The organism is Christiangramia sediminis (assembly GCF_020552705.1).
Lineage (GTDB): Bacteria > Bacteroidota > Bacteroidia > Flavobacteriales > Flavobacteriaceae > Christiangramia > Christiangramia sediminis.
Genome location: NZ_JAJBZG010000001.1, coordinates 301,317 through 323,186, shown reverse-complemented (window position 1 = coordinate 323,186; position 21,870 = coordinate 301,317). Strand labels below are relative to the sequence as shown.

The 21,870-nt window shown below is 36.3% G+C and carries 25 protein-coding genes; 9 read left to right on the top strand and 16 right to left on the bottom strand.

The genetic code is table 11. The features are described from left to right. Positions 1 to 93: 93 nt before the first annotated feature. Positions 94 to 1,332, top strand: a complete 1,239-nt coding sequence (locus LGQ90_RS01620) for an ABC transporter permease (RefSeq protein ID WP_229337455.1) — start codon at positions 94 to 96, stop codon at positions 1,330 to 1,332. A 74-nt stretch (positions 1,333 to 1,406) separates the two neighbouring features. On the opposite strand, the gene LGQ90_RS01615 is transcribed toward LGQ90_RS01620, so the two are convergent. The 4 genes from LGQ90_RS01615 to rpsF form a co-directional block, all read right to left on the bottom strand. After that, the gene (locus tag LGQ90_RS01615; protein WP_229337454.1) at positions 1,407 to 1,880 is read right to left on the bottom strand and encodes a DUF6495 family protein; all 474 of its coding nucleotides are present in this window, start codon (positions 1,878 to 1,880) and stop codon (positions 1,407 to 1,409) included. Positions 1,881 to 2,029: 149 nt separating this feature from the next. After that, complete coding sequence (gene rplI, locus LGQ90_RS01610) at positions 2,030 to 2,479, bottom strand: 50S ribosomal protein L9 (protein WP_229337452.1); 450 nt, start codon at positions 2,477 to 2,479, stop codon at positions 2,030 to 2,032. 12 nt (positions 2,480 to 2,491) lie between these two features. Further along, positions 2,492 to 2,791 (bottom strand): 30S ribosomal protein S18, encoded by a 300-nt coding sequence (gene rpsR, locus LGQ90_RS01605; RefSeq protein ID WP_011709002.1) that lies wholly within the window; start codon positions 2,789 to 2,791, stop codon positions 2,492 to 2,494. A 2-nt stretch (positions 2,792 to 2,793) separates the two neighbouring features. Beyond that, positions 2,794 to 3,132: a 30S ribosomal protein S6 gene (rpsF, locus tag LGQ90_RS01600; RefSeq protein WP_011709001.1), complete on the bottom strand. Its 339-nt coding sequence runs from the start codon at positions 3,130 to 3,132 to the stop codon at positions 2,794 to 2,796. Positions 3,133 to 3,295: 163 nt separating this feature from the next. Between rpsF and LGQ90_RS01595 the strand changes: the two genes are divergently transcribed. Beyond that, complete coding sequence (locus tag LGQ90_RS01595; protein WP_229337450.1) at positions 3,296 to 4,009, top strand: LytR/AlgR family response regulator transcription factor; 714 nt, start codon at positions 3,296 to 3,298, stop codon at positions 4,007 to 4,009. Between the two features lie 50 nt (positions 4,010 to 4,059). Here LGQ90_RS01595 and priA read toward each other — a convergent pair whose 3' ends face one another. From priA to nadC, 5 genes are all read right to left on the bottom strand, one after another. Beyond that, positions 4,060 to 6,513, bottom strand: coding sequence for a replication restart helicase PriA (gene priA, locus LGQ90_RS01590; RefSeq protein WP_229337448.1), 2,454 nt, complete (start codon positions 6,511 to 6,513; stop codon positions 4,060 to 4,062). A gap of 142 nt (positions 6,514 to 6,655) precedes the next feature. Next, positions 6,656 to 7,078 carry a DUF2147 domain-containing protein gene (locus tag LGQ90_RS01585; protein WP_229337446.1) on the bottom strand — a complete coding sequence of 141 codons (423 nt, stop codon included), beginning with the start codon at positions 7,076 to 7,078 and terminating at the stop codon, positions 6,656 to 6,658. 1 nt (position 7,079) lies between these two features. Further along, positions 7,080 to 7,640 (bottom strand): chalcone isomerase family protein, encoded by a 561-nt coding sequence (locus LGQ90_RS01580; RefSeq protein WP_229337444.1) that lies wholly within the window; start codon positions 7,638 to 7,640, stop codon positions 7,080 to 7,082. Between the two features lie 28 nt (positions 7,641 to 7,668). Beyond that, positions 7,669 to 8,592, bottom strand: a complete 924-nt coding sequence (locus LGQ90_RS01575) for a YihY/virulence factor BrkB family protein (RefSeq protein WP_229337442.1) — start codon at positions 8,590 to 8,592, stop codon at positions 7,669 to 7,671. Position 8,593: 1 nt separating this feature from the next. Then, entirely contained in the window at positions 8,594 to 9,451 is an 858-nt protein-coding gene (nadC, locus tag LGQ90_RS01570) for a carboxylating nicotinate-nucleotide diphosphorylase (protein WP_229337440.1), read from the bottom strand. Positions 9,452 to 9,502: 51 nt separating this feature from the next. Between nadC and rlmH the strand changes: the two genes are divergently transcribed. From rlmH to LGQ90_RS01550, 4 genes are all read left to right on the top strand, one after another. Beyond that, entirely contained in the window at positions 9,503 to 9,976 is a 474-nt protein-coding gene (rlmH, locus tag LGQ90_RS01565) for a 23S rRNA (pseudouridine(1915)-N(3))-methyltransferase RlmH (RefSeq protein ID WP_229337438.1), read from the top strand. 9 nt (positions 9,977 to 9,985) lie between these two features. Further along, entirely contained in the window at positions 9,986 to 10,558 is a 573-nt protein-coding gene (locus LGQ90_RS01560; protein WP_229337436.1) for a non-canonical purine NTP diphosphatase, read from the top strand. A 212-nt stretch (positions 10,559 to 10,770) separates the two neighbouring features. Then, on the top strand, positions 10,771 to 12,561 hold the full coding sequence (locus tag LGQ90_RS01555; RefSeq protein WP_229337434.1) for a DEAD/DEAH box helicase: 1,791 nt from the start codon (positions 10,771 to 10,773) through the stop codon (positions 12,559 to 12,561). An 82-nt stretch (positions 12,562 to 12,643) separates the two neighbouring features. Next, complete coding sequence (locus LGQ90_RS01550; protein ID WP_229337432.1) at positions 12,644 to 13,396, top strand: carboxypeptidase-like regulatory domain-containing protein; 753 nt, start codon at positions 12,644 to 12,646, stop codon at positions 13,394 to 13,396. On the opposite strand, the gene LGQ90_RS01545 is transcribed toward LGQ90_RS01550, so the two are convergent. After that, on the bottom strand, positions 13,393 to 13,923 hold the full coding sequence (locus tag LGQ90_RS01545) for an SRPBCC family protein (protein ID WP_229337430.1): 531 nt from the start codon (positions 13,921 to 13,923) through the stop codon (positions 13,393 to 13,395). The two genes, LGQ90_RS01550 and LGQ90_RS01545, sit on opposite strands and share 4 nt — an antisense overlap. A 36-nt stretch (positions 13,924 to 13,959) precedes the next feature. Further along, complete coding sequence (locus tag LGQ90_RS01540) at positions 13,960 to 14,613, bottom strand: TrmH family RNA methyltransferase (RefSeq protein WP_229337428.1); 654 nt, start codon at positions 14,611 to 14,613, stop codon at positions 13,960 to 13,962. A 121-nt stretch (positions 14,614 to 14,734) separates the two neighbouring features. On the opposite strand from LGQ90_RS01540, the gene LGQ90_RS01535 reads away from it, so the two are divergent. Together LGQ90_RS01535 and purB are read left to right on the top strand one after the other, a co-directional pair. Continuing rightward, positions 14,735 to 15,418, top strand: coding sequence for an SIR2 family NAD-dependent protein deacylase (locus tag LGQ90_RS01535; RefSeq protein ID WP_229337426.1), 684 nt, complete (start codon positions 14,735 to 14,737; stop codon positions 15,416 to 15,418). 151 nt (positions 15,419 to 15,569) lie between these two features. Continuing rightward, entirely contained in the window at positions 15,570 to 16,907 is a 1,338-nt protein-coding gene (gene purB, locus LGQ90_RS01530; RefSeq protein ID WP_229337424.1) for an adenylosuccinate lyase, read from the top strand. A 49-nt stretch (positions 16,908 to 16,956) separates the two neighbouring features. Here purB and LGQ90_RS01525 read toward each other — a convergent pair whose 3' ends face one another. From LGQ90_RS01525 to LGQ90_RS01510, 4 genes are read right to left on the bottom strand one after another with little or no spacing between them, the layout of a single operon-like run. Continuing rightward, complete coding sequence (locus LGQ90_RS01525; protein WP_229337422.1) at positions 16,957 to 17,586, bottom strand: DUF4252 domain-containing protein; 630 nt, start codon at positions 17,584 to 17,586, stop codon at positions 16,957 to 16,959. Between the two features lie 3 nt (positions 17,587 to 17,589). After that, positions 17,590 to 18,117 (bottom strand): DUF4252 domain-containing protein, encoded by a 528-nt coding sequence (locus tag LGQ90_RS01520; protein ID WP_229337420.1) that lies wholly within the window; start codon positions 18,115 to 18,117, stop codon positions 17,590 to 17,592. A gap of 12 nt (positions 18,118 to 18,129) precedes the next feature. Beyond that, positions 18,130 to 18,579 (bottom strand): hypothetical protein, encoded by a 450-nt coding sequence (locus LGQ90_RS01515; protein ID WP_229337418.1) that lies wholly within the window; start codon positions 18,577 to 18,579, stop codon positions 18,130 to 18,132. Beyond that, the gene (locus tag LGQ90_RS01510; protein WP_229337416.1) at positions 18,566 to 19,075 is read right to left on the bottom strand and encodes an RNA polymerase sigma factor; all 510 of its coding nucleotides are present in this window, start codon (positions 19,073 to 19,075) and stop codon (positions 18,566 to 18,568) included. Before LGQ90_RS01510 ends, LGQ90_RS01515 begins: the two co-directional genes overlap by 14 nt. A gap of 140 nt (positions 19,076 to 19,215) precedes the next feature. On the opposite strand from LGQ90_RS01510, the gene LGQ90_RS01505 reads away from it, so the two are divergent. Continuing rightward, the gene (locus LGQ90_RS01505; protein WP_229337414.1) at positions 19,216 to 20,727 is read left to right on the top strand and encodes a S41 family peptidase; all 1,512 of its coding nucleotides are present in this window, start codon (positions 19,216 to 19,218) and stop codon (positions 20,725 to 20,727) included. A gap of 72 nt (positions 20,728 to 20,799) precedes the next feature. Here LGQ90_RS01505 and LGQ90_RS01500 read toward each other — a convergent pair whose 3' ends face one another. Continuing rightward, on the bottom strand, positions 20,800 to 21,870 hold the full coding sequence (locus LGQ90_RS01500; RefSeq protein ID WP_229337412.1) for a YncE family protein: 1,071 nt from the start codon (positions 21,868 to 21,870) through the stop codon (positions 20,800 to 20,802).

Genomic DNA, 21,870 nt, shown 5'->3' with positions numbered 1-21,870 from the left:
TCTTAATTTTTAAGTGAACCCAAACAAATTTGAAATTTTAAGTAACAAAGTTCTAATTTTAGAGTCTAATCTATTAGCCAGAAAAATTAGCCCATGTTTTCACTTTTTCGGGAAAATATAAGGATAGCCCTTAATTCCATCAGAAATCAATCATTAAGAACCATTCTAACGGTTCTAATTATCGCTATTGGTATTACGGCGCTCGTAGGTATCTTAAGTGCGGTAGCAGCTTTGGAAAATACCATCAGTAAAGATTTCGCTTCCATGGGTTCCAATACATTCAACCTTCAGCGTTATGAATTCAGAACGCAGAGTTTTGGAAATGAAGAAAGAAAAGTAAACCCAATTATCAGCTATCGTGAAGTAAAGGAGTTTAAAGAAAAATTTGAATACCCATATACTGAAACTGCCATTTCATTCACAGGAACAGGTTCAGCCGAAATTAAATACGAAAATGAAAAAACCGATCCTGAAATATCGGTTTTGGGAGTCAACGAATATTACCTGGAAAACTCCGGACTTAAAGTAGAAGATGGACGCGAATTCAATGTTTTTGATATCGAAAACAATAACAATGTTGCGGTTATAGGTTCAGATTTTAAGGACGGAATCTTTAAAGGTTTTGATCCGGTAAATAGAACTATTAGTGTTCGCGGTGCTAAGTTTAAAGTGATTGGAGTTCTGGAATCAAAAGGAAGTACTTTTGGTAACAATCAGGATCTACGTGTGTTTATTCCTATACAACACGCACGTTCTATTTTCTCTCAACCTAATATCAATTACAGTTTGAGTGTAAAAGTTGAAGATAAAGAACTGCTTGACGCGGCGATGGATGAAGCAATTATAACCTTCAGAAATATTCGCGGATTGAATCCTAAAGAAGAAAATAACTTTGGTCTGGAAAGAAGTGATGATCTTATTAACCGCATTCTTTCTATTACCGGGGCATTAAATGTAGCTGCATGGATCATTTCCATCATTACCATTTTCGGTTCTTCTATAGCATTGATGAATATCATGCTGGTGACCGTTACTGAAAGAACCCGTGAAATCGGGGTTCGAAAAGCTTTAGGAGCAAAGAAAAACACCATTGCTACCCAGTTCTTTCTAGAAACTCTGGTAATTGGTCAAATTGGAGGTTTACTGGGTATTTTTCTGGGAATTCTAATTGGTTATGCGGTCGCTACTTCTCTGGACTTTGCCTTTACCACTCCATGGAAAGCTATGTTCTGGGCAACTGGAATTACGATTCTCGTAGCCATTCTTGCAGGAAGTTATCCCGCGGCCAAGGCTGCAAAGCAAGATCCTATTGAATCGCTTCGTTATGAATAGCAATCCAATGAAAGAATGAAACAATTAACCAATGATTAATTTTTTTCATTAGTACATCGATTCATTGGTAAATTTTAACCCTTTACCACATTCTGGAAAAAAGCATACAGCTCACCCTGGGTGATATTTGCACCCTGCTTGATCAACGCAAAAATATCCTTATTCCTGTCGACACTGATAGCTCTGGTAGATGTATAAATATTCACCGCATCGTCCATTAAATTTGTTTGCAGCCACTGGTAACCTTCTCTGGTGGTAATATCTATAGCTTCATTTTCGATCTTGATCGCTATTAATTCAATAGTAGCGGTACTAATATGAAAAAGAAAGATTTGATTAGGTGAAAAATGTTCCAGGTATTCCACTTTGTTTAAAACACCTTCCCAGATAAGATCGCTAAAAATATCAAGCTCTTCTTCAGCTGCTTCGGGTTTTTCTTTTTTTATCTTCTCCCATTCATCTGCAGTAATAGATTGTGTTGCCAGGAAATTAATAAACTCCTGATGCATTTCTTCCAGCTGCTCTTTTGTTAGTCTTGCGTATTTCATAAGGGTAATTTCCATTAATTTTAATGAGATCCCGAAATTCTTCGGGATTAGTTCAACTATGAATTTTGCTCAAGATCAAAATTCAGTTTCACTAAAAAAGAAAAGCCCACTCAAATAATGAGCAGGCTTTTTTCTATAAGTAAAATAAATTAAGCGTCTCCTACAACGTCAAAGCTAAAGTTAGAAACTACTTCACGATGAAAACGTAAAGTTGCATCATACTGTCCCAGACGCTTGATGTTACCACCAGCGATGCTAATATATTTCTTTTCGATCTCTACACCTTCTTTCGCAAGAGCATCAGCTAAATCTCCATTAGTGATGGAACCAAAAAGCTTATCACCTGCACCTGCCTTGGCAGATATTTTTATTTCAAGGTTATTAAGTTTTTCAGCTTGCTTTTTAGCTTCGTCAATATGCTTTTGTTCTTTATAGGCGCGCTGCTTCAAAGTTTCAGATAAAACCTTTCTTGCAGAAGGAGTTGCCAGTTCAGCATATCCTTGTGGAATAAGATAATTTCTACCGTAACCGTTCTTAACAGCTACTACATCATCTTTAAAACCTAAATTATCTACGTCTTTTTTAAGTATTACTTCCATAACTGCCTCTTTTTATTTTAATAAATCACCTACGTAAGGCATTAATGCTAAGTGACGAGCACGCTTTACAGCTGTAGCCACTTTTCTCTGGAATTTCAAAGAAGTTCCTGTTAAACGACGAGGTAACAATTTACCCTGCTCGTTTACAAAGCCCATTAAGAAATCAGGATCTTTATAATCAATATACTTGATACCTGATCTTTTAAATCTACAGTACTTCTTAGCTTTGGTTGTTTCTATATTAAGAGGAGTAAGATACCTGATCTCTCCGTCTTTTTTTCCTTTTGCTTGTTGTTCAATAGATGTTGCCATGGTTACGCTTTTTCCTTGTTACGTTTTCTTCTTTTTTCAGCCCAGGCGATAGCATGCTTGTCTAACTTCACAGTTAAATAACGCATCATACGCTCTTCTCTTCTGAATTCTAACTCTAGCGGCTCAATCGCGTCACCAGGAGCTTTGTATTCAAATAAGTGATAAAAACCACTTTTCTTGTGTTGGATTGCATAAGCCAGTTTTCTTAGGCCCCAATCTTCTTTAGCTACCATCTCAGCTCCTTTAGAAACAAGAAAATCTTCGTATTTCTTAACTGTCTCCTTTATCTGCTCATCAGATAAAACGGGATTCAAGATGAAAACAGTTTCATAGTTGTTCATATAAATTAACTTTAAATTAAATCGGGTGCAAAAATAGAATTAATTATCCATATTTCAAAGCTTCTTAAGAAGGATAAAACACTATTTTTACCGATGAAATAAATTTTAGCCTTGTATTTCTTATTTTTAATGAGTAATATTGTTTACAACTAACCTATAGACTGTGGAAGAAGTTTTACTTAAATGTGCTGTTGTAGACGACTCTAGCCTCCAAAGGCTATCAATAGTCAAGTTGATAAAAGACCATCCAAATTTAAAGCTGGTAGCCGAATATAATAATGCTATCGAGACCAAGAATGGACTGCTTGATACTGAAACCGATCTTATTTTTCTGGATATAGAAATGCCTATTTTATCTGGGTTCGAACTTCTGGACAATCTTCCGAATAAACCACAAATTATATTCGTAACCGGTAAAACAAAATACGCCTTTAAGGCCTTCGATTATGATGCGGTAGATTATATTCATAAACCAGTTACCAAAGACAGGTTTAATAATGCAGTTAACAAGGCGGTAAATTTATACAAACTTAAACATCAAACCCCGGTTCCGGAAGACGATGACTTTATATTTGTGAAAAGCAACCTTAAGAATAGAAAAGTATTTTTGAGCAAGCTTAAATATATTCAGGCGCTTGGAGACTACGTGAAATTTGTTACTGAAAAAGATAATTTTGTAGTTCTTGCTACCATGAAGTCTTTTGAAAAACAACTACCAAATGAACGTTTTCTAAGAACCCATAAATCTTACATCGTAAATCTTGAAAAGATTGAAAGATATAACAGCAAGAATATAGAGATAGATAAGGAGAAGTTACCCTTGAGCAGACATAAGAAAGCAAACCTTATTGAGGCTTTAAGTGCAATTCAACAATAAAACCAATACCTACATATAATTTGATCAAAGCCATTTTTTAAATGGCTTTTTTATTGCGGATCAACATTCACCACTACTCTTACCGACCTGTATGCACCAATAGCCTTAAAACTATTAAGAATACGATGTACCATTTTCTTAGTTTTTCCTAATGACTGTTTTTGAGGGATCTTGATAAGGATGTTCTTATAATATTCATTTCTTATCCTCGCTACAGGTGGAAACTCCGGACCGAGAACATACCTGTCAAAAACATTTTCTAAAGCTCTGGCCAGCCATTCTGCAGCTTCGTTTGTTTTGGAGTAATCCCTGCATTTTAGGGTTAACCGTATTAACCGGAAATATGGCGGATATTGATACTGGTATCGATCTTCCAGTTGCTCTTTGTACATTTCTGAATAATCCCCTGTAGAGACCTGCTGAATGATCTGATGATGCGGATTATATGTTTGAATAAGCACCTTCCCTCTTTTCTTGGTCCTGCCAGATCTTCCCGCTACCTGCAACATTAATTGAAAACTTCTTTCATGTGCCCTGAAATCGGGAAAATTCAAAAGGTTATCGGCATTCATAATTCCCACAAGACTTACTTTTCTAAAGTCAAGTCCCTTGGTTAACATTTGCGTACCTATTAATATATCGGTTTCATGATCTTCAAAAGCCTGAATGATCTTTTCATAACCATGCTTTCCCCTGGTGGTATCCTGGTCCATTCTGCCAATCTTATGCTTTGGAAAAAGCGCTTTAAGTTCTGTTTCCACCTGTTCAGTCCCGAAGCCTTTCGTGCTCACCTCATTACTTCCGCAGGCCATACACTGGTGTTGCATAGCGATATGATATCCACAGTAATGACAGCGCAACTGGTTATTATGACTATGATAGGTGAGACTTACATCACAGTTAGGACATTGTGGGGAGTGACCGCAGGTATTACATTCCAGAATGGGAGAAAAACCCCTTCTATTCTGAAATAGGATCACCTGTTCTTCCTCCTTCAAACTCTCCCGAATTTCTGCGATAAGCCTTTCAGAAAAATGACCGGTCATTTTCTTTTTTCTATGAGCGGTCTTGATATCTACAATTTCAACTTCTGGCATTAGAACGTTTCCGAAACGCCTGGTTAATTCTACCAGAGAATATTTATTATGCTCGGCATTGAAGTAGGATTCTATGGAAGGAGTCGCAGATCCCAGCACAATATTCGCTTTAAACATATTTGCCAGTACCACAGCGGCATCCCGGGCATGATAACGGGGCGCAGGATCAAACTGCTTAAAAGTAGACTCATGTTCTTCATCTACCACGATCAAACCAAGATCCTGAAATGGTAAAAATATACAGGACCTCGCTCCTATTATTATTTTCCCCTTTTCAGAATTATCCATCACTTTTTTGTAGATCTCTACCCTTTCATTTACAGAATATTTACTGTGATAGACCAAAACTTTATCTCCAAAGAAATTCTGAAGCCGTTTAATCAATTGCGTGGTAAGAGCAATTTCCGGCAGCAGATATAAGGCCTGTTTCCCTTTATTTATGACCTCTTCTATTAGCTTAATATAAATTTCAGTCTTACCTGAAGATGTTACTCCATGAAGCAGGCAGACCTGGTCTTGCCTGAAATTCTCCTGAATTTCGTCAAATGCCTCCTGCTGTATTTTGTTTAAATGTATCTCGTGCTGACTGATTTCCCCTGAAAAAACAACTCTATCTGTCTCCTCAAAAAATTCTTCAAATATATTCTTATCAATAAGGCTTTTTAAGATGGAATTACTCGCGCCAGATTCTTCTAATAAATTTTTTACCTTAAGTGGCCTTTTAGATTGCGCGGTAATTGAAAAATAAGATAATAAGATCTCTCTTTGTTTTGGAGCTCTTGAAAGATCATCTAAAAGTTGATGCATCTCACTTTCGGCTTCATAAGCCGGATTTAGTCTTACGTATCTTAGCTGTTTTGGCTTAAATTGCTCATAGATCTCCTGGTTTAGATCTACCAGATTTTTAGCCACAAGTTTATTGATGACCGGCAATACTTTTTTTCTGTCCAGTAATTGCTCAATCTCCTGGATTTTCATGGAAGATTGTCGCTGCAAAGCTTCTACTACCAGATATTCGTCATCGTTGAGTTCTTCCGTATCTGGCGGGGCATCTTTAACAAGCTTTACGATACTTTCGCTTTCAAGTAAAAAAGCACCCGGTAAGGCTGCCCGCATCACATCCCCTTCCGCACATAAATAATAACTGGCGATCCAGTGCCAGAAAGTAAGTTGTTCTCTGGTTAATAGAGGTATTTCATCAAGTATCTGGTGAATTGGCTTAGCTTCATAAACTTCTGGCGGATTCTGATGAATTTCTGCTACAATCCCAGTATAAACCCTATTTTTCCCAAACTGAACTGCTAATCTCATTCCCGGCTGGATAAATTCAGCTTCTTCTTGAGTAAGGCTATAAGTAAAGCGATTATCAAGCGGCAAAGGAAGAATTAGATCGGCGAAATAAGACATTGATGATTTATTGATTTATATAATAGAAAAAGCTGCTTCTAAAGCAACTTACTCTCAACTATCGAATTCAAAAATATTAAGAATCTTTAGTTTTTTAAAAGTAACCTGAAACTTTAAAAGCAGCTTTTAATTTTCTGAAATATTATTCAGCTCTACGCCATGTTTTGGTTTTATAAAAAAATGATATATAACCTCTTACTTTCAATACATCTGGATCTTCATCATCCAGCCATATTTTACAGCGATATTCCTTTCCTGTTTTTGGATCTACAATAGTACCTCCAACATATTCATCACCTTCTTTCTTAAGACCTTTCATTAGCTCCATCCCTTCAATAGGCTCATCTTTCAGATCTCCTTCACATTTAGTACAGATGCGATCTCTATCTTCCTCTTTCATTATTCGGTCTACTTTCCCATAAATCTTATCTCCTTTTTCGTAGATCTTGATTATGGAATTCACCTTTCCTTCTTCATTGGTATTCTCCCATTTCCCAATCACTTCCTGTGCCTGGGCAGGGATCATCATACTCATAAAAAGAATAAAATATATCGCTGCTCTCATATTATTTACCTAGCATGGCTTCTTTAAGATCGTCATCTGCAGGTCTGTTAGAGAACCAGATACCAAACAGTGCTTTTTTAAAGGCCATCCCTTCAATAGTTCCTAATTCTTTATCGTTTTTATAAGCAGTCACTCCTGTCTCAGGTAAATAAACAATATCAAAAACATCATTCTTTTTGATCTCTTCCATAAAGAAACTTTTGAATTTTTTAATTTCAGAAGCAAGAGGTTTTGTGTTACCTCCGGTAGCATTTTCAAAACCTTCATTTACAGCTTCAATCATTTTATCACTGGTGATCAGCTTAGAAACTATATGAAGTTTAATACTCATAGGCTCATTGGAAGAGACTACTTCCGCAGCATCTGAAGTTTTTTTCGCAAGATACAGTCCCCCTGCATACAGGTCTATCCATAATTTCTCTCGCACGCCTGCTCCATTTAAAGTAAGGCTTTGTCCCTGATAGGTTTCAGAATTTGGAAGTTTAACCCCACCAACTTCAGTCTGGGCAGAAATTAAACCTGTACTCATAAAAGCGATAATTGCAACTAATAGTGTTTTCATTATAAATTTGGTTTTAATTGGTTTAAAGTTATTTAAAATTTTTCTTCAGTTTTATTAATGATGCATTTAATTCAAAACCTAAAAGCAACATATTGGAATTGAGCCATATATAGAACATCAAGATCAATAATGCACCAATAGACCCGTACAATTCGTTATAATTTGAGAAATTTGTTATATAAATACTGAATAAAACCGTGGTTATCATTATTAATACCGTAGTAAACAAAGCTCCTACTGAAAAGAACCTGGCCTGTCTTGCTTCCCTGGTTCCAAAGTAATATAAAATTGCAACGGCTGTGTATATTAAAATTACAAATCCTATATATTTAATAAGATCAGCTCCAAAACCATCTGTATTTACGATCCCTAAACTACTTAGATCGTCAATAGCATAGGCTATATAAACTGCTCCTATTACAGATATAAGCAACAACAATGCCAATATAAGTGAAACTCCCCCGGCGACGGCATACTGCCGCGGTATGGAACGATTTGTTCTGGTATGATAACTAAATTCAAAACCTGTAAATATCGCATTGACCCCATTGGTCATTAAAAAAATCGATAAAATAAAAGCAACCGATAATAATCCACCCCGGGGAGTACTGGCTATATCCTCAAATATATTTCCAAAAAAATCAGATGTTTCCGGTGGTAATAAAGTATCCATGAATAGCAGAAACTCTATTTGAAAATCATCTATAAAAGTGATGTAGGGAATCAGGTTCAGTACAAATAAAAGAAAAGGGAAAATTGCCATAAAAAAGCTAAAGGCTATGGAACTTGCCCTGGTGGAAAAAGTCCCTCTTACAATACCTCCCCAATAGATAACCCAGAGATTATAAAGCGATAAACCTTCAAGACCGGGAAGAATTATCTTCTTGGATTTCCTTTTCCACCAATTGGAAAATTCTTCAAGTCTGCTTTTGATCGCTTTTTGTGGAGCCATTTTATACGGCTTTTAAGCTCAGGTCAAGATTATAAACCGAATGGGTTAACGCCCCGCTTGAGACAAAATCCACACCGCACTCGGCATAGCTTTTAGCTGTTTCTAAAGTAATACCTCCACTGGATTCGGTAAAGCACTTACCATCTATTAGTTGAACTGCCCGGCGAGTATCCTCGTAATTAAAATTATCAATTAGAATTCTATAAATCCCGTCAGACTTCAAAATTTCCTTGATCTCCTGTATATTTCTAGCTTCTACGATAATCTTAAGGTCCAGATCCTTTTCTTGAAGGTAAGCTTTGGTTTTCTCTATAGCTTTTGTAATTCCTCCTGCAAAATCTATATGATTATCCTTAAGCATCACCATATCGTAAAGGGCAAAACGATGATTCTCACCACCTCCTATTTTTACAGCCCATTTTTCGAGTGCCCGTATTCCTGGTGTTGTTTTACGCGTATCGAGAATTTTGGTTTTTGTACCTTCCAGTTTCTGAACAAATTCTGAAGTTTTAGTAGCGATAGCACTCATACGTTGCATCGCATTAAGAACAAGTCTTTCAGATTTTAAAATAGATTGAGAAGATCCTTCTACATAAAAAGCTATATCTCCTCTTTTAATAGCATCTCCATCTTTCAACAGGACATCTACCTTCAGATCTTTATCTACATAATAAAAAACATTCTGTGCAAATTCAACGCCCGCCAAAATCCCCTGGTCTTTTACCAGTAATTTGGCTTTACCTTTTGCGCTTTGCGGAATACAGGCCAGAGAACTGTGATCACCATCACCAACATCTTCCCTGATTGCATTTTTTATTATTAATTCAATTTCTTTTTCAAATTGTTCCGGTGAGATCATTTTCTCTGCTTATTTTTGTAAATGTAGTAAAGTCTGTACTAAAATCACGGGATGACGATAAAATTAGTCTGTATTGGAAAAACAGATAAAAAAGAACTGGAAACACTTATAAGAATCTATTCAGATAGGCTTCAGCATTATATTAAGTTTGAATTCGAGATAATTCCTGACCTTAAAAAGACCAAAAACCTGGATGAAAATCAACAAAAATCAAAGGAAGGAGAATTAATTCTTTCCGGAATTCAGAATTCAGATTTCATAGTTTTACTGGATGAAAATGGAAAACAATTCAGCTCGGAGAACTTTTCAGAATATATTCAGAAACGTATGAATACAGGCTTAAAAAGACTAATTTTTGTAATTGGCGGCCCTTATGGTTTTTCAGACGAAGTCTATCAAAGAGCCGATTCCCGAATTTCGCTTTCTAAAATGACCTTTTCCCATCAAATGGTAAGATTATTTTTTACCGAGCAATTGTACCGAGCTTTCACGATCCTTAAAAATGAACCTTACCACCACAGATAATTATAATTTATGAAATTAGTTTTCGCCACGCATAACCCTAATAAATTCAGGGAAATAAAAAGCATGCTACCTAGCCACATAGAATTACTTTCTCTTAGCGACATAGACTGTCATGAAGATATTGAAGAAACCGGAGACACTATTGATGAAAATGCCATAATTAAAGCTGAGTTTATAAGAAATCATTATGGATATGACTGTTTCGCCGATGATACGGGACTTGAGGTTGACTCGTTAGCAGGAGCCCCGGGTGTTTTTTCGGCAAGATATGCAGGCGAAGAAAAAAATGATGAAGCCAATATTGAAAAGCTATTAAGCCAATTAAAAGAACGCGATGATAGAACCGCTCGTTTTAAAACGGTGATCGCCCTTAACCTTAAAGGAAATCAGAATCTTTTTACCGGTATTTGCAAGGGCAGAATCTTAGATAAAAAGCGTGGCGATAAAGGTTTTGGTTACGACCCTATCTTTCTTCCAGACGGATATAATAATAGCTTCGCAGAAATGGAATTGGAAGAGAAATCAAAAATCAGTCACCGCGGGATCGCCTTTAAAGAATTGATAGAATACCTGTCCAAATAGCAGACTCGTCAGTCAAAGCATTTTTGATTACGCTGAATATCAGTAAATTAATAAAATTGTATTAATTAGTTTTATTTAAAAATAAAACTGTACATTTGCCGCTTGAAAATTCCTCAGGGTGAGGATGTGTTACTGGAAGTTTAGGTTTAAGTATGTCGATTCGCTTCTTATGTAACACTTACATATTATAATCGAATACTTATTTAAAACGAATGAACGCATTCCAAAAACTTGGACTTGACGCAGACTTGCTTAAGGCCATTGAAGACATGGGGTTTGAAACTCCAAGTGAAGTACAGGAAAAATCAATCCCAATTTTATTAGAACAGGAAACCGACCTTGTGTCGCTGGCACAAACCGGAACAGGTAAAACTGCCGCATTTGGTTTTCCGCTAATTCAAAAAATTGATGCCAATTCTAAAAAGACCCAGGCATTAATTCTTTCACCAACAAGAGAACTTTGTTTACAGATCACTAACGAGATCAAGAATTACTCGAAGTATAAAAAATCATTAAATGTAGTTGCCGTTTACGGTGGCGCTAGCATTACAGATCAGGCAAGATCTATTGAAAGAGGAGCTCAAATTATTGTAGCTACTCCAGGTAGGATGCAGGATATGATCAGAAGAAAACTGGCAAACATCTCCTCTATTGGATATTGTGTGCTAGATGAAGCTGATGAGATGCTGAATATGGGATTCTATGAGGATATTAAGGATATCCTTTCTCATACTCCAAAGGAAAAGAAAACATGGTTATTCTCTGCAACAATGCCTAAGGAGGTTGCAAAGATCGCTAAGAAGTTCATGACAAATCCTGTAGAAATAACTGTAGGATCAAAGAACATGGGAACTTCTAACGTTTCTCACGAATATTACCTCGTGAATCACCGTAATAGGTATGACGCTTTAAAAAGGCTTGCAGATGCTAATCCAGAAATATTCTCTGTAATATTCTGTAGAACTAAAAGAGATACTCAAAAAGTTGCTGAAAAGCTTATTGAAGATGGATATAATGCTGCAGCACTTCACGGAGATCTAAGTCAGAATCAGCGTGACCTGGTAATGAAGAGCTTCAGAAGCCGTCAAATCCAGATGCTTGTGGCAACAGATGTTGCTGCTCGTGGTATTGACGTAGATGATATTACCCACGTTATAAACTATCAACTTCCTGATGAAATAGAAACTTATACTCACCGTAGTGGTAGAACAGGTAGAGCCGGTAAAAACGGAGTTTCTATGGTGATCATTTCAAAAAGTGAAGTTCGTAAGATCAGAACTGTTGAAAAGATCATTCAGCAGAAATTTGAAGAAAAGTCTATTCCAGATGGCAAAGAGATCTGTAAAACGCAGCTTTTCCATTTAGCGAATGACATCAAGAAGACCGAGATCAATCATGATATTGATCCTTATCTACCTTCTATAAATGAAGCTCTGGAAGATTTTACAAAAGAAGAATTGATCAAAAAATTCTTTTCTGTAGAATTCACCCGTTTTTTCAATTATTATGAAAAAGCACCAGATCTAAGTGCTGAATCTGCGGGCGGAAGACCGGAAGTTTCAGAGGGAAACATAAGATATTTCATCAATATTGGATCTAAAGATGGATTTGACTGGATGAGTCTGAAAGATTTCCTTAAGGAACAATTGAACCTGGGAAGAGATGATGTCTTCAAAGTTGATGTAAAAGCCAGCTTCTCGTTCTTTAATACAGATGAGCAGCATACAGACCTTATTCTGAAAACATTTAGTGAATTTAACCATAATGGAAGATTTATAAATGTTGAAGTTACCAAGGATCAGAAATCTGATAGAGGTGGTCGTAAAAGAGAACGCGGCGGTGGCGGCGGAGGAAGAAGAAACTCCAAAGGCTTCGACGATAATAAAGGTGGAAAATTCAGCGGGAAAAGAAGATCAGACAGAAATGATAAAAAAGGTCCTAGAAAAGGAAGCCGAAATAAGAATATTGAGAATTCTGTAAAAAGAAGAAGGTCTAAAGCCTAACTAAAACACAAAATGCCAAACTTAAATCTACAAGTTTGGCATTGTTTTTTATAAGGATTTTATATTTTTAGCCCCGATTGCTATGAAAAACTTCTTTTTAATATTTTTCCTGCTTAGTACGGGATATATTTCTGCACAGGATATGGTGTCAGGAACGGTGATGAATGCCGCTAATGATAAACCCATAGAAAATGTACATATTGTAAACCTTAATCAGGTAAAAGGGGCAACCACAGGGGAAAATGGTGAGTTCGAGTTGCAGGCTACTGTTAACGATACACTTTATTTTTCTTATCTGGGTTTTAGGTCTATACGCGTTAGAGTCACCAATGACTGGTTAAAATATGGGAATGTAAAAGTAAAAATGACCGAGTTAGGCTTTGCGCTTGAGGAAGTTACGGTTAACTCTGTAAAACTTACCGGATATCTGGAAATTGACGCTAAAAATATTCCAATTTATGACAATTATAGATATAGCATTTCCGGATTAAATAGTGGATATGAAGGTGGGGATGGCTCTCCTAATGCTGTTACAAAAGCACTGAGATCTTTATCTAATCCTGCAGATCTGGTCTATAATATTTTTGGAACCAGGCCTAAGCAAATGCGTAAGCTCAGGCAGATGAAGAAAGATGATAATATTCGCGAACTACTTAGAAATAAATTTGACCGCGAAACATTGATGGCGCTCTTGCAGGTTAACAGAGCTGAGATCGATGAGATCCTTAATAATTGTAATTACTCAGAAGATTTTATGAAGACGGCCAATGATCTTCAGATTCTAGATGCCATCAATAGCTGCTACGAGGAATATAAAGTGCTTCAAAAGAATTAACGGGCTTCCAATAATTTCTTTAAATCTTTCAATCCCTTATCAAAATTTTCACCCAGAGCCTTCTCCGGAGAGTGAAAAATGCTGATTATGGTAAGTGGAAATGGCAGGTGTCCTCTGGTTCCCCATACCATTTTTGTCTTTTCAGCCTCGATTTCTTTAACGCCTATATAAGTTAATGCATTCACTTTTACAGGTTTTATAAAAAGGATCTTAGTTTCATAAACTCTCCCCTGCTTCGCCTTGGTAATTCGCTGAATCCCCTCTCCTACCTTAGCATTGCCTTTCCAGTAGAAACTAGCACCAACCTTACCATCCTCACCTTTGTACTTCATAACGGCTTCAGGATCTCTTTGAAACCATGGATTCCATAATGGCTGGTTTTTAAGCTGTCGCACAAATGTAAAAACCTCTTCCCTGGGTTTATTGATCACCACAGTCCTGCTTACATCATAATCTTTCTTTACCCAGGCGTGCAGGAAAGCGAAAAAAGTAATAAGGGCAATTATTAAGTAGAAAAAAAGGGTCATGAAATAGCTTTAAAGGCGATTAAAAGTTACAAATAATTACTGATTCAAAAAGCGCTTAATAATCTCTTCTGAATTTTTTACTGTTTTCTTTGTCCAATTCATTCTAATTTCATCTTTTCTCTCCTCAGAAAACTCCCATTTTACAGGCGAATTTCTCAACTTAGTGCTCAAACTCTGTAAAATTATAGCTGCTGAAACCGAAATATTAAGACTTTCAGTAAATCCTACCATAGGTATTTTGATAGTAGCATCGGCTTCATTCATGATCTCTTCAGACAATCCATCCCTTTCAGTTCCGAAGAAAAGAGCTGAAGCTTTGGAAATATCAAAATCTTCCAGTAAATGTGAATCATCATGCGGACTTGTCGCCACAATTTGATATCCCTTTTCGCGTAAATTTTTCAGACAATCTTTGGCAGAATTGTATCGGTTAATATCCACCCACTTCTGTGCTCCCATCGCTATTTCCTTATCTATTCTCCGCGGAATTTTTTCTTCGATCACATGAATATTCTGTATACCAAATACATCGCAACTTCTTACCACTGCACTGGTATTATGTAATTGATAAACATCCTGGGCCACCACCGTTAAATGGTCTGTGCGTTGTGCTAAAACTTTTTCAAATAAAGCTTTTCTTCTTGGAGTAAGATATTCCTGCAGATGATCTAAGATCTTTTTTTCTTTCATTTCTGTGGTAAAATTAAAAAAACGGACTAATTAGCCTTCCTTTAAATGCAAACAATTTTTAATTTTTACATCAGAAAAGATAAAATGTCTTAACTTTTTCAAAAATGAATCACGCTTTTAGATGAAAAAGATATTAGTTTTAACCGGAGCAGGAATTAGTGCAGAGAGTGGTATAAAAACTTTCAGAGATGCAGATGGATTATGGGAAGGTCATGATGTGATGGAAGTTGCTTCACCCTTTGGCTGGGAAAATGATCAGGAATTAGTGCTTGATTTTTACAATCAAAGAAGAAGACAATTATTACAGGTTAATCCAAATGCTGCCCATATTGCGCTGGCAAAACTACAGGAAGCTTATGAGGTTCAAATCGTTACGCAGAATATTGACGATCTGCACGAAAGAGCAGGAAGCATGAATGTTACGCATCTTCATGGTGAGTTGCTTAAGGCCCGAAGCACCTTTGATGAAGACTTGGTAATGGACTGGAAAAAAGATATAAATCCCGGAGATTTTTGTGAGCATAACTTTCAGCTACGACCTCACGTGGTTTGGTTTGGAGAAGCCGTTCCTATGTTTCATAAAGCAGCCGAAATTGCTGAAACAGCAGATAAAGTAATCGTAATTGGCACCTCCATGCAGGTGTACCCTGCAGCGGGACTTATTGATTTTATACCAAGTCACGCGCCAATCTATTTTATTGATCCCAAACCTAATATTTCGGAAAGTAAAAATATTGAGATCATCAAAAAGACTGCTGTGAAGGGTGTGCCTGAACTGGTGAAGAAGTTGTTAGCAGAATTATAAATCTAAAATACTTTCTGAATATGATTCCTAACTGAAAAGAATGATTTAGAAAGCATTCTGAAAGTTTCTAAACTCATTGAAGAAAGTACAGATATGTTTTTTAGTATAATTTGAAGCGGTATCTTTACATCTTTAATTTTAAAAGTAAAAGATGACATCCCTTTCTGCAATTTCACCTATAGATGGACGCTACAGGTCTAAAACTAAGCAACTATCTGCCTACTTTAGTGAAGAAGCACTTATTAAATACCGAATTCTTGTCGAAGTCGAATATTTCATAGCTCTCTATGAAGAAAAATTACCTCAGTTACAGGACGTCGACACCGTAAACTTCAAAAAATTAAGAGATCTCTATAAAAATTTCACATCTCTCGATGCACAGGCTGTAAAAAAAATTGAGAAGATTACCAATCATGATGTGAAGGCGGTAGAATATTTTTTAAAAGAAGAATTTGAAAAGCTGGGAATGGAAACATCTAAAGAATTCATCCATTTCGGCCTTACTTCTCAGGATATTAATAATACCGCAATTCCATTAAGCCTCAAAGACGCTATTGAAGAGGTTTATATGCCCTCTTTAAATGAGATCTTAGAAAAACTTGAGTCTCTTGCTAAAGAATGGAAAGATATTCCTTTACTTGCCAGAACTCACGGCCAGCCTGCTTCTCCTACACGTTTGGGAAAAGAGATAGAAGTATATATAATAAGGTTAAAAGAACAGATAAAGCTTTTAAATCAAGTGCCTCACGCAGCTAAATTTGGAGGCGCCACAGGAAATTACAACGCTCACAAAGTTGCATATCCAGATACGGATTGGAAAAAATTCGGAAATAATTTTGTAGAAAATAAATTAGGTCTACACCATTCCTTTCCTACTACTCAAATAGAACATTACGACCATTCTGCAGCTTTATTTGATGCTCTTAAAAGGATCAATAATATTTTGTTGGATCTGGACAGGGATATCTGGACCTATGTTTCTATGGATTATTTCAAACAGAAGATCAAAAAAGGAGAAATTGGCTCTTCTGCTATGCCACATAAGGTAAACCCTATCGATTTTGAGAATAGCGAAGGAAACCTGGGAATCGCCAATGCGATCTTTGAGCACCTTTCTGCTAAACTCCCGGTAAGTAGATTACAAAGAGATTTGACTGATAGTACGGTTCTTAGAAATATCGGGGTTCCTGTAGGGCACACCATTATTGCCTTTAAATCTACCTTGAAGGGATTGAACAAGCTTTTACTGAATAAAGAAAAACTGAATGAAGATCTTGAAAACAACTGGGCTGTAGTGGCAGAAGCTATTCAAACGATCTTAAGAAGGGAAGGCTTCAAGAATCCGTATGAGGCATTAAAAGGCCTTACCAGGACCAATGAAAGGATCAATGAAAAAAGTATGTCCGAATTTATTGATCAGCTGGAAATTTCAGATGAAATAAAAAAAGAGCTTCATAAGATCACTCCTCAAAATTATACCGGGATATAAATAAAAAAAGCCCCGACTTCGGGGCTTTTTCTTTTCAACTAATTAAATACTACATTTCAGTAGCCTTTTTTTCTTTCAAAGTATCTTTAGGACTATCTCCTATTTCAATCTTAGTCTCGATCTTTATAGAATCATTCTTTGCAGAGGAATCTTCAAAAATTTGTCCCAGTCCTTTTAATCCTTCTACATCTATATTATCTCCATCAAGAGATTTCATAAGTTGCATGATTTTTTGTGGATTCATATTCTCCCCTAAAACTCTTGCTATACCTAGTCCTTTCTCATCGTCATATCCATACACGATCAATTCGTCTATAGCATCTTCTTCCCCGGTAAAGTATAGTTCGGCTTTTCTATTTCCACCACCATACTTCATAAGTAACTGATATTTTTCATCTTTAAAGATCTCGGCGAGCTTTAATTTTTCTTCTTCAAACTTCTCCGGATTTTCCTCTTTCTTAAGCGCCAGAACATTAATTTTCTTAATACTCTCCAGGGTCTCTTTCTCTTCTAATTCCAGCGAAGCACTATTAGTGAACATACTCGTTGGAACGTCCAGGGCAAGAAAATCTGTATCCTCCTGATTTTCTACATAATATTTCTGAAGCGACTGTTCATTATTACAGGATACTAAAACAGACGTAAATAATATTGCGAATAAAAATTTAATTGATTTCATGATCTATGATTTTTTGTTGGCTTTCTTTAATTCTTCAGCTCCAGGTACTTTAAGGTCTGATGTTAATTTGGATAATTGAGATAAATCAATTTCTCCCGTAATGCTCAAGATCACCGTCATTGGCTTATCCCCTTCTGAACCTTCCAGGAACATAAACAGCTCTCGCACATAATTATCATTCTTACCCGGTAAAGAGTAAAATTTAATATTCTTGCCGTCATCATTCACTCTCATAAGCTCTTCTAAAGAACCTTTTTGAAGATATGATTTTACGTCGGTGGCCATTTGAGACATCACATTTGCATTGGAAGACTTATAAATCTGAATACGGTCCAGATTTTCTATAAGTTTCATGTATTCTCTTGCTTCAGGATCGTTCTCACTTAAATCTACTTTCGCCAGCATTTTAAACATTTTACTGGTCATCACCATAGCATCCACATCTTTCATGTCTTCATATTTCTCAAAACTCTGAGATTGGGAAAACATAGGAGCCAGGGCTAACAGGAGGGTAATTATTAATCTATTCATAGTTTCTGGTTTTTATTGATCTATTTCTATTATTCTATTTGTTGTTTTATTAAACTCTTTCAGGTAAACGAGGTCAGATTTTCCTTCATTCATAAACTGAGATACCATATTCAGGGTCTCCTTTGTTTTTTGAAGTGCTAGTTCCTCATCGCTTATAGTTCCCAGGTCGCTTTCATTAAGTGTTCGAGAAGAATCATTAAAGAAAAAGATTCCCAGGGCTATAATTAGTATTGCCGCTATAGACGACCAGGTATACCAGTTATTAGTTGAATTTACCTTAGTCTTCTTTTCAAAGGTTTCTTCAACCTGTTTAGCCGAAAACATGAACATTAATTTATAACTCATCAAATGTTCAGGAACCTCTTCATTCAGGAAATACTCCCGAAGCAACTTCTCTTCAGCCAGCGAAGTTTCCCCTTCATCATAGCGCTCTAGAAGTCTTTCAATTTTATCTAATTCCATAGTTATGTTTTTTTATTAAATTTTCTCTGATCGCTTTTCTGGCTCTGGACAAGGCCACTCTAATTGCTGTTTGGTTCATATCCATGATCTTAGCGATCTCGTCGTAATCATACTGTTCAATATCCCGTAACTGAAATATCATCTTCTGTTGTTCCGGTAACCTGGCAACAATCCTGCCTAACCACTGCATTTCATCATTTACCTCTATTTCAGTTTGTAGAGAAGCATGGTGACTTTCATAGTTTTGATGAACGATTCGCAAATTATTATTCTGTTTAAGTTTTAATTGATCCAAACAGTAGTTTTTTGTAACAGTCATGGCAAATGCTTCAATATTGGCATAATGCTTGATTTTATCTTTGCGTTTCCATAATTTCAGAATCACTTCCTGGGTGGCATCTTCGGCTGCTTCTTTAGAAGTTAACAGTCGTAAAGCCATACGATACATTTTATCCTTAACAGGATCTATAATATTCAGGAAGGTGCTTTCTTTCATTTAATGATGGTTAGTTATACAATGCCTTCTCAAGCTTACGACGAATGTAAAAGAGATTTGTTACAATAAATTTTTTAATTCTAATTATGTGACTATTTTTAGCAAAAATTGCATCGAAATTATTAACCCTAATCATTATTATGAAAATTTATAAATATTTAATGCTTTTTATCTTTACGGGTGGACTATTGACTTCCTGTGCCAACGACGATATGGATGATGTTCCCGGACAGTCTGAGTTGCCTGGTGAAGAACCAAAAGATGATCTCCAATTAGAGATTCGGGATTTTGAATATAAAGCGATGGACGTCTGGTATTATTATAATGATGACATGGCGATATATGAGGATGACTTTTTTGCCGATCAATCAGAGTTAAATGACTGGTTAATGGATTGGGATTCTCCAGAGGACTTATTTTATGACGGCCTTTTATTGAATTACCCGGTTACTGATCGTTTCAGCTGGATAGTTGATGATTATGAAGAGTTAGAAAACATGTTCGCAGGAACTACTACCAGCACCGGTATGGATTATGGTATTACTCGAGTTTGTGCAGAATGTAACGAACTTATTCTTTATGTAAGGTATGTTATACCAAATACACCTGCAGAAGACGCAGGGATTAAAAGAGGAATGGTATTTACCGAAATAAACGGAACTGAGCTTAACGTAAATAATTATACTGATCTTTTAGCGTCAGACTCTTATACGTTGACTTTAGGTAAAATTGAAAATGATGGCATCTCAACAACTGAAAACACCATTGATGTTTCTAAGACTACAGTTGATGAAAACCCGGTTCTTGTTGCTAAGACTATTGATCTTAGTGGAACTAAAGTTGGTTACATTATGTACAATTCATTCACCTTTAATTATTCGGGAGCATTGAATGATGCATTTGGTCAATTTAAATCTGAAAATGTTACTGAATTAATTCTTGATTTAAGATACAATGGTGGAGGAAGAATTGACACATCTATAGATCTAGCCAGTATGATCACGGGTCAATTTGACGATCAACCTTTTGTAAAGTTTCAATACAATGACTATATACAAAGTGTTTACCAAAACCAGGGTAGTGATCTAACTATTAGTATGGATGATACCGTAAACTGGCAAAACAGTTCTGCCCCTACAAATAGTCTAAACTTAAATAAGGTATATATAATTGCAACAGGTTCATCTGCCTCTGCCAGTGAATTAGTGATGAACGGCTTAGAGCCTTTTATAGATGTTATCCATATAGGTACTAAAACAGTTGGAAAAGTGCAGGGTTCAGATACTTATTACGATTCAACTGCTCCTAACTTCGATAAAACTGCTGCTATAAATCCAAATCATAAGTATGCGATCCAACCCTTGATTCTTTCATTAGTTAATAAAAATAATGAAGCCTACCCAGGAGGATTGGTTCCAGATTTTGAACAACAGGAATTCATTAGTACTTACGGAGTTCTTGGAGATCCTAATGAGCCTTTATTGTCTCTTGCTTTGGATCAGATAGACCCAACTAGATCAGCGAATAGAACTATTAAAGAAGGAATAATCCCTACAGAAATGATTAGTGAAAGAAAAGCTTTTCAGCATGATTATCAGAGAATGTATATCGAGAGTGAGAATATTAAAACCAACTCTAATTCTGTAGAATAATTTCAGCCGAATATTCATAAAAGTAAAAAACCCGCTCTTGAGCGGGTTTTTATATGCTTAAATTTTCAGTTCCTAGTTAAAATAAATTCCATTAGGATTTATTCCAGTCTTGTACTGCTCCAGAAGACTTCCGTCATTTAGATCATAGATATATAGATTCCCGTCTCCTGTAAAATCGGCATTGGGAGAAGCGATATAGATCTTTTCATTGTGGATCTCAAACCCATATAGTACTGCTGCTTCATCGAAACTAAATTCTGCGGAAGATGGTAATGTGCCTCCTGGAGAATAATTATATAGAGATTTTCCGATAGTGAAATATGCATCGGTGCCCACCAAATTTAGATTTTCAGGATGAAGGTTGCTCTCTGGAAACTCAAAACTTTCTACAACTTCATTAGTATTTATATTAATTTTTGACAATTCCCCAGCGGTTTCAACTTCAGCATAAGAAGGTTTCCCGGAAGATAATACCCAAAGATCTGAGCCTGATATGACCATGGAGTTTGGCAGATCTCCTACTTCAATTTCAGCAGTGACAACATCTGCCCGGGCGTCTATCACTGAAATTATATTATTGAAAGAAAAACCTCCTTTGTGAGCCACATAAAGTGAATTTTCTACTGAAGTCATTTTCTCAGGCCCTTCGGCTACCGAAATGGATTTAATAAATGAAAAGTCGGTAAGATTAAAAACTGCCACGAAATCATCATCAGGATTACTCCCGTCCCCCCAGTTACTAACATATATATTGCCGCCAACTACTTCGGCAAAACGAGGATTTTGGAGATTGGCATTTATAGTTCCCAGCGTTTCAAAGGTGTACCTGTTCACTATTTCTATTTTATTGGAGACATTTACTACAATAATCGCAAGGTCCTCATGCATTTCAATACTTTGAGCGGTATCTCCAAGCTCAAAACCATTGATATTATTAAATACTTGATTCTGAACCTCTCCTGTATTTTCATTGATATAACTAACCGAGGTATTTCCAGAACCAAAATTACCTTCATTCAAAACAAAGGTTCCGCTTGCAAAATCTGCAGTGGGCTCAGGCATCGGGCAGCAATCGGTATCATCTTCACAGGAATTAAGGAATAATAAAATTGATAGTAAGAATAGAAAATGTTTGTAGTTCAT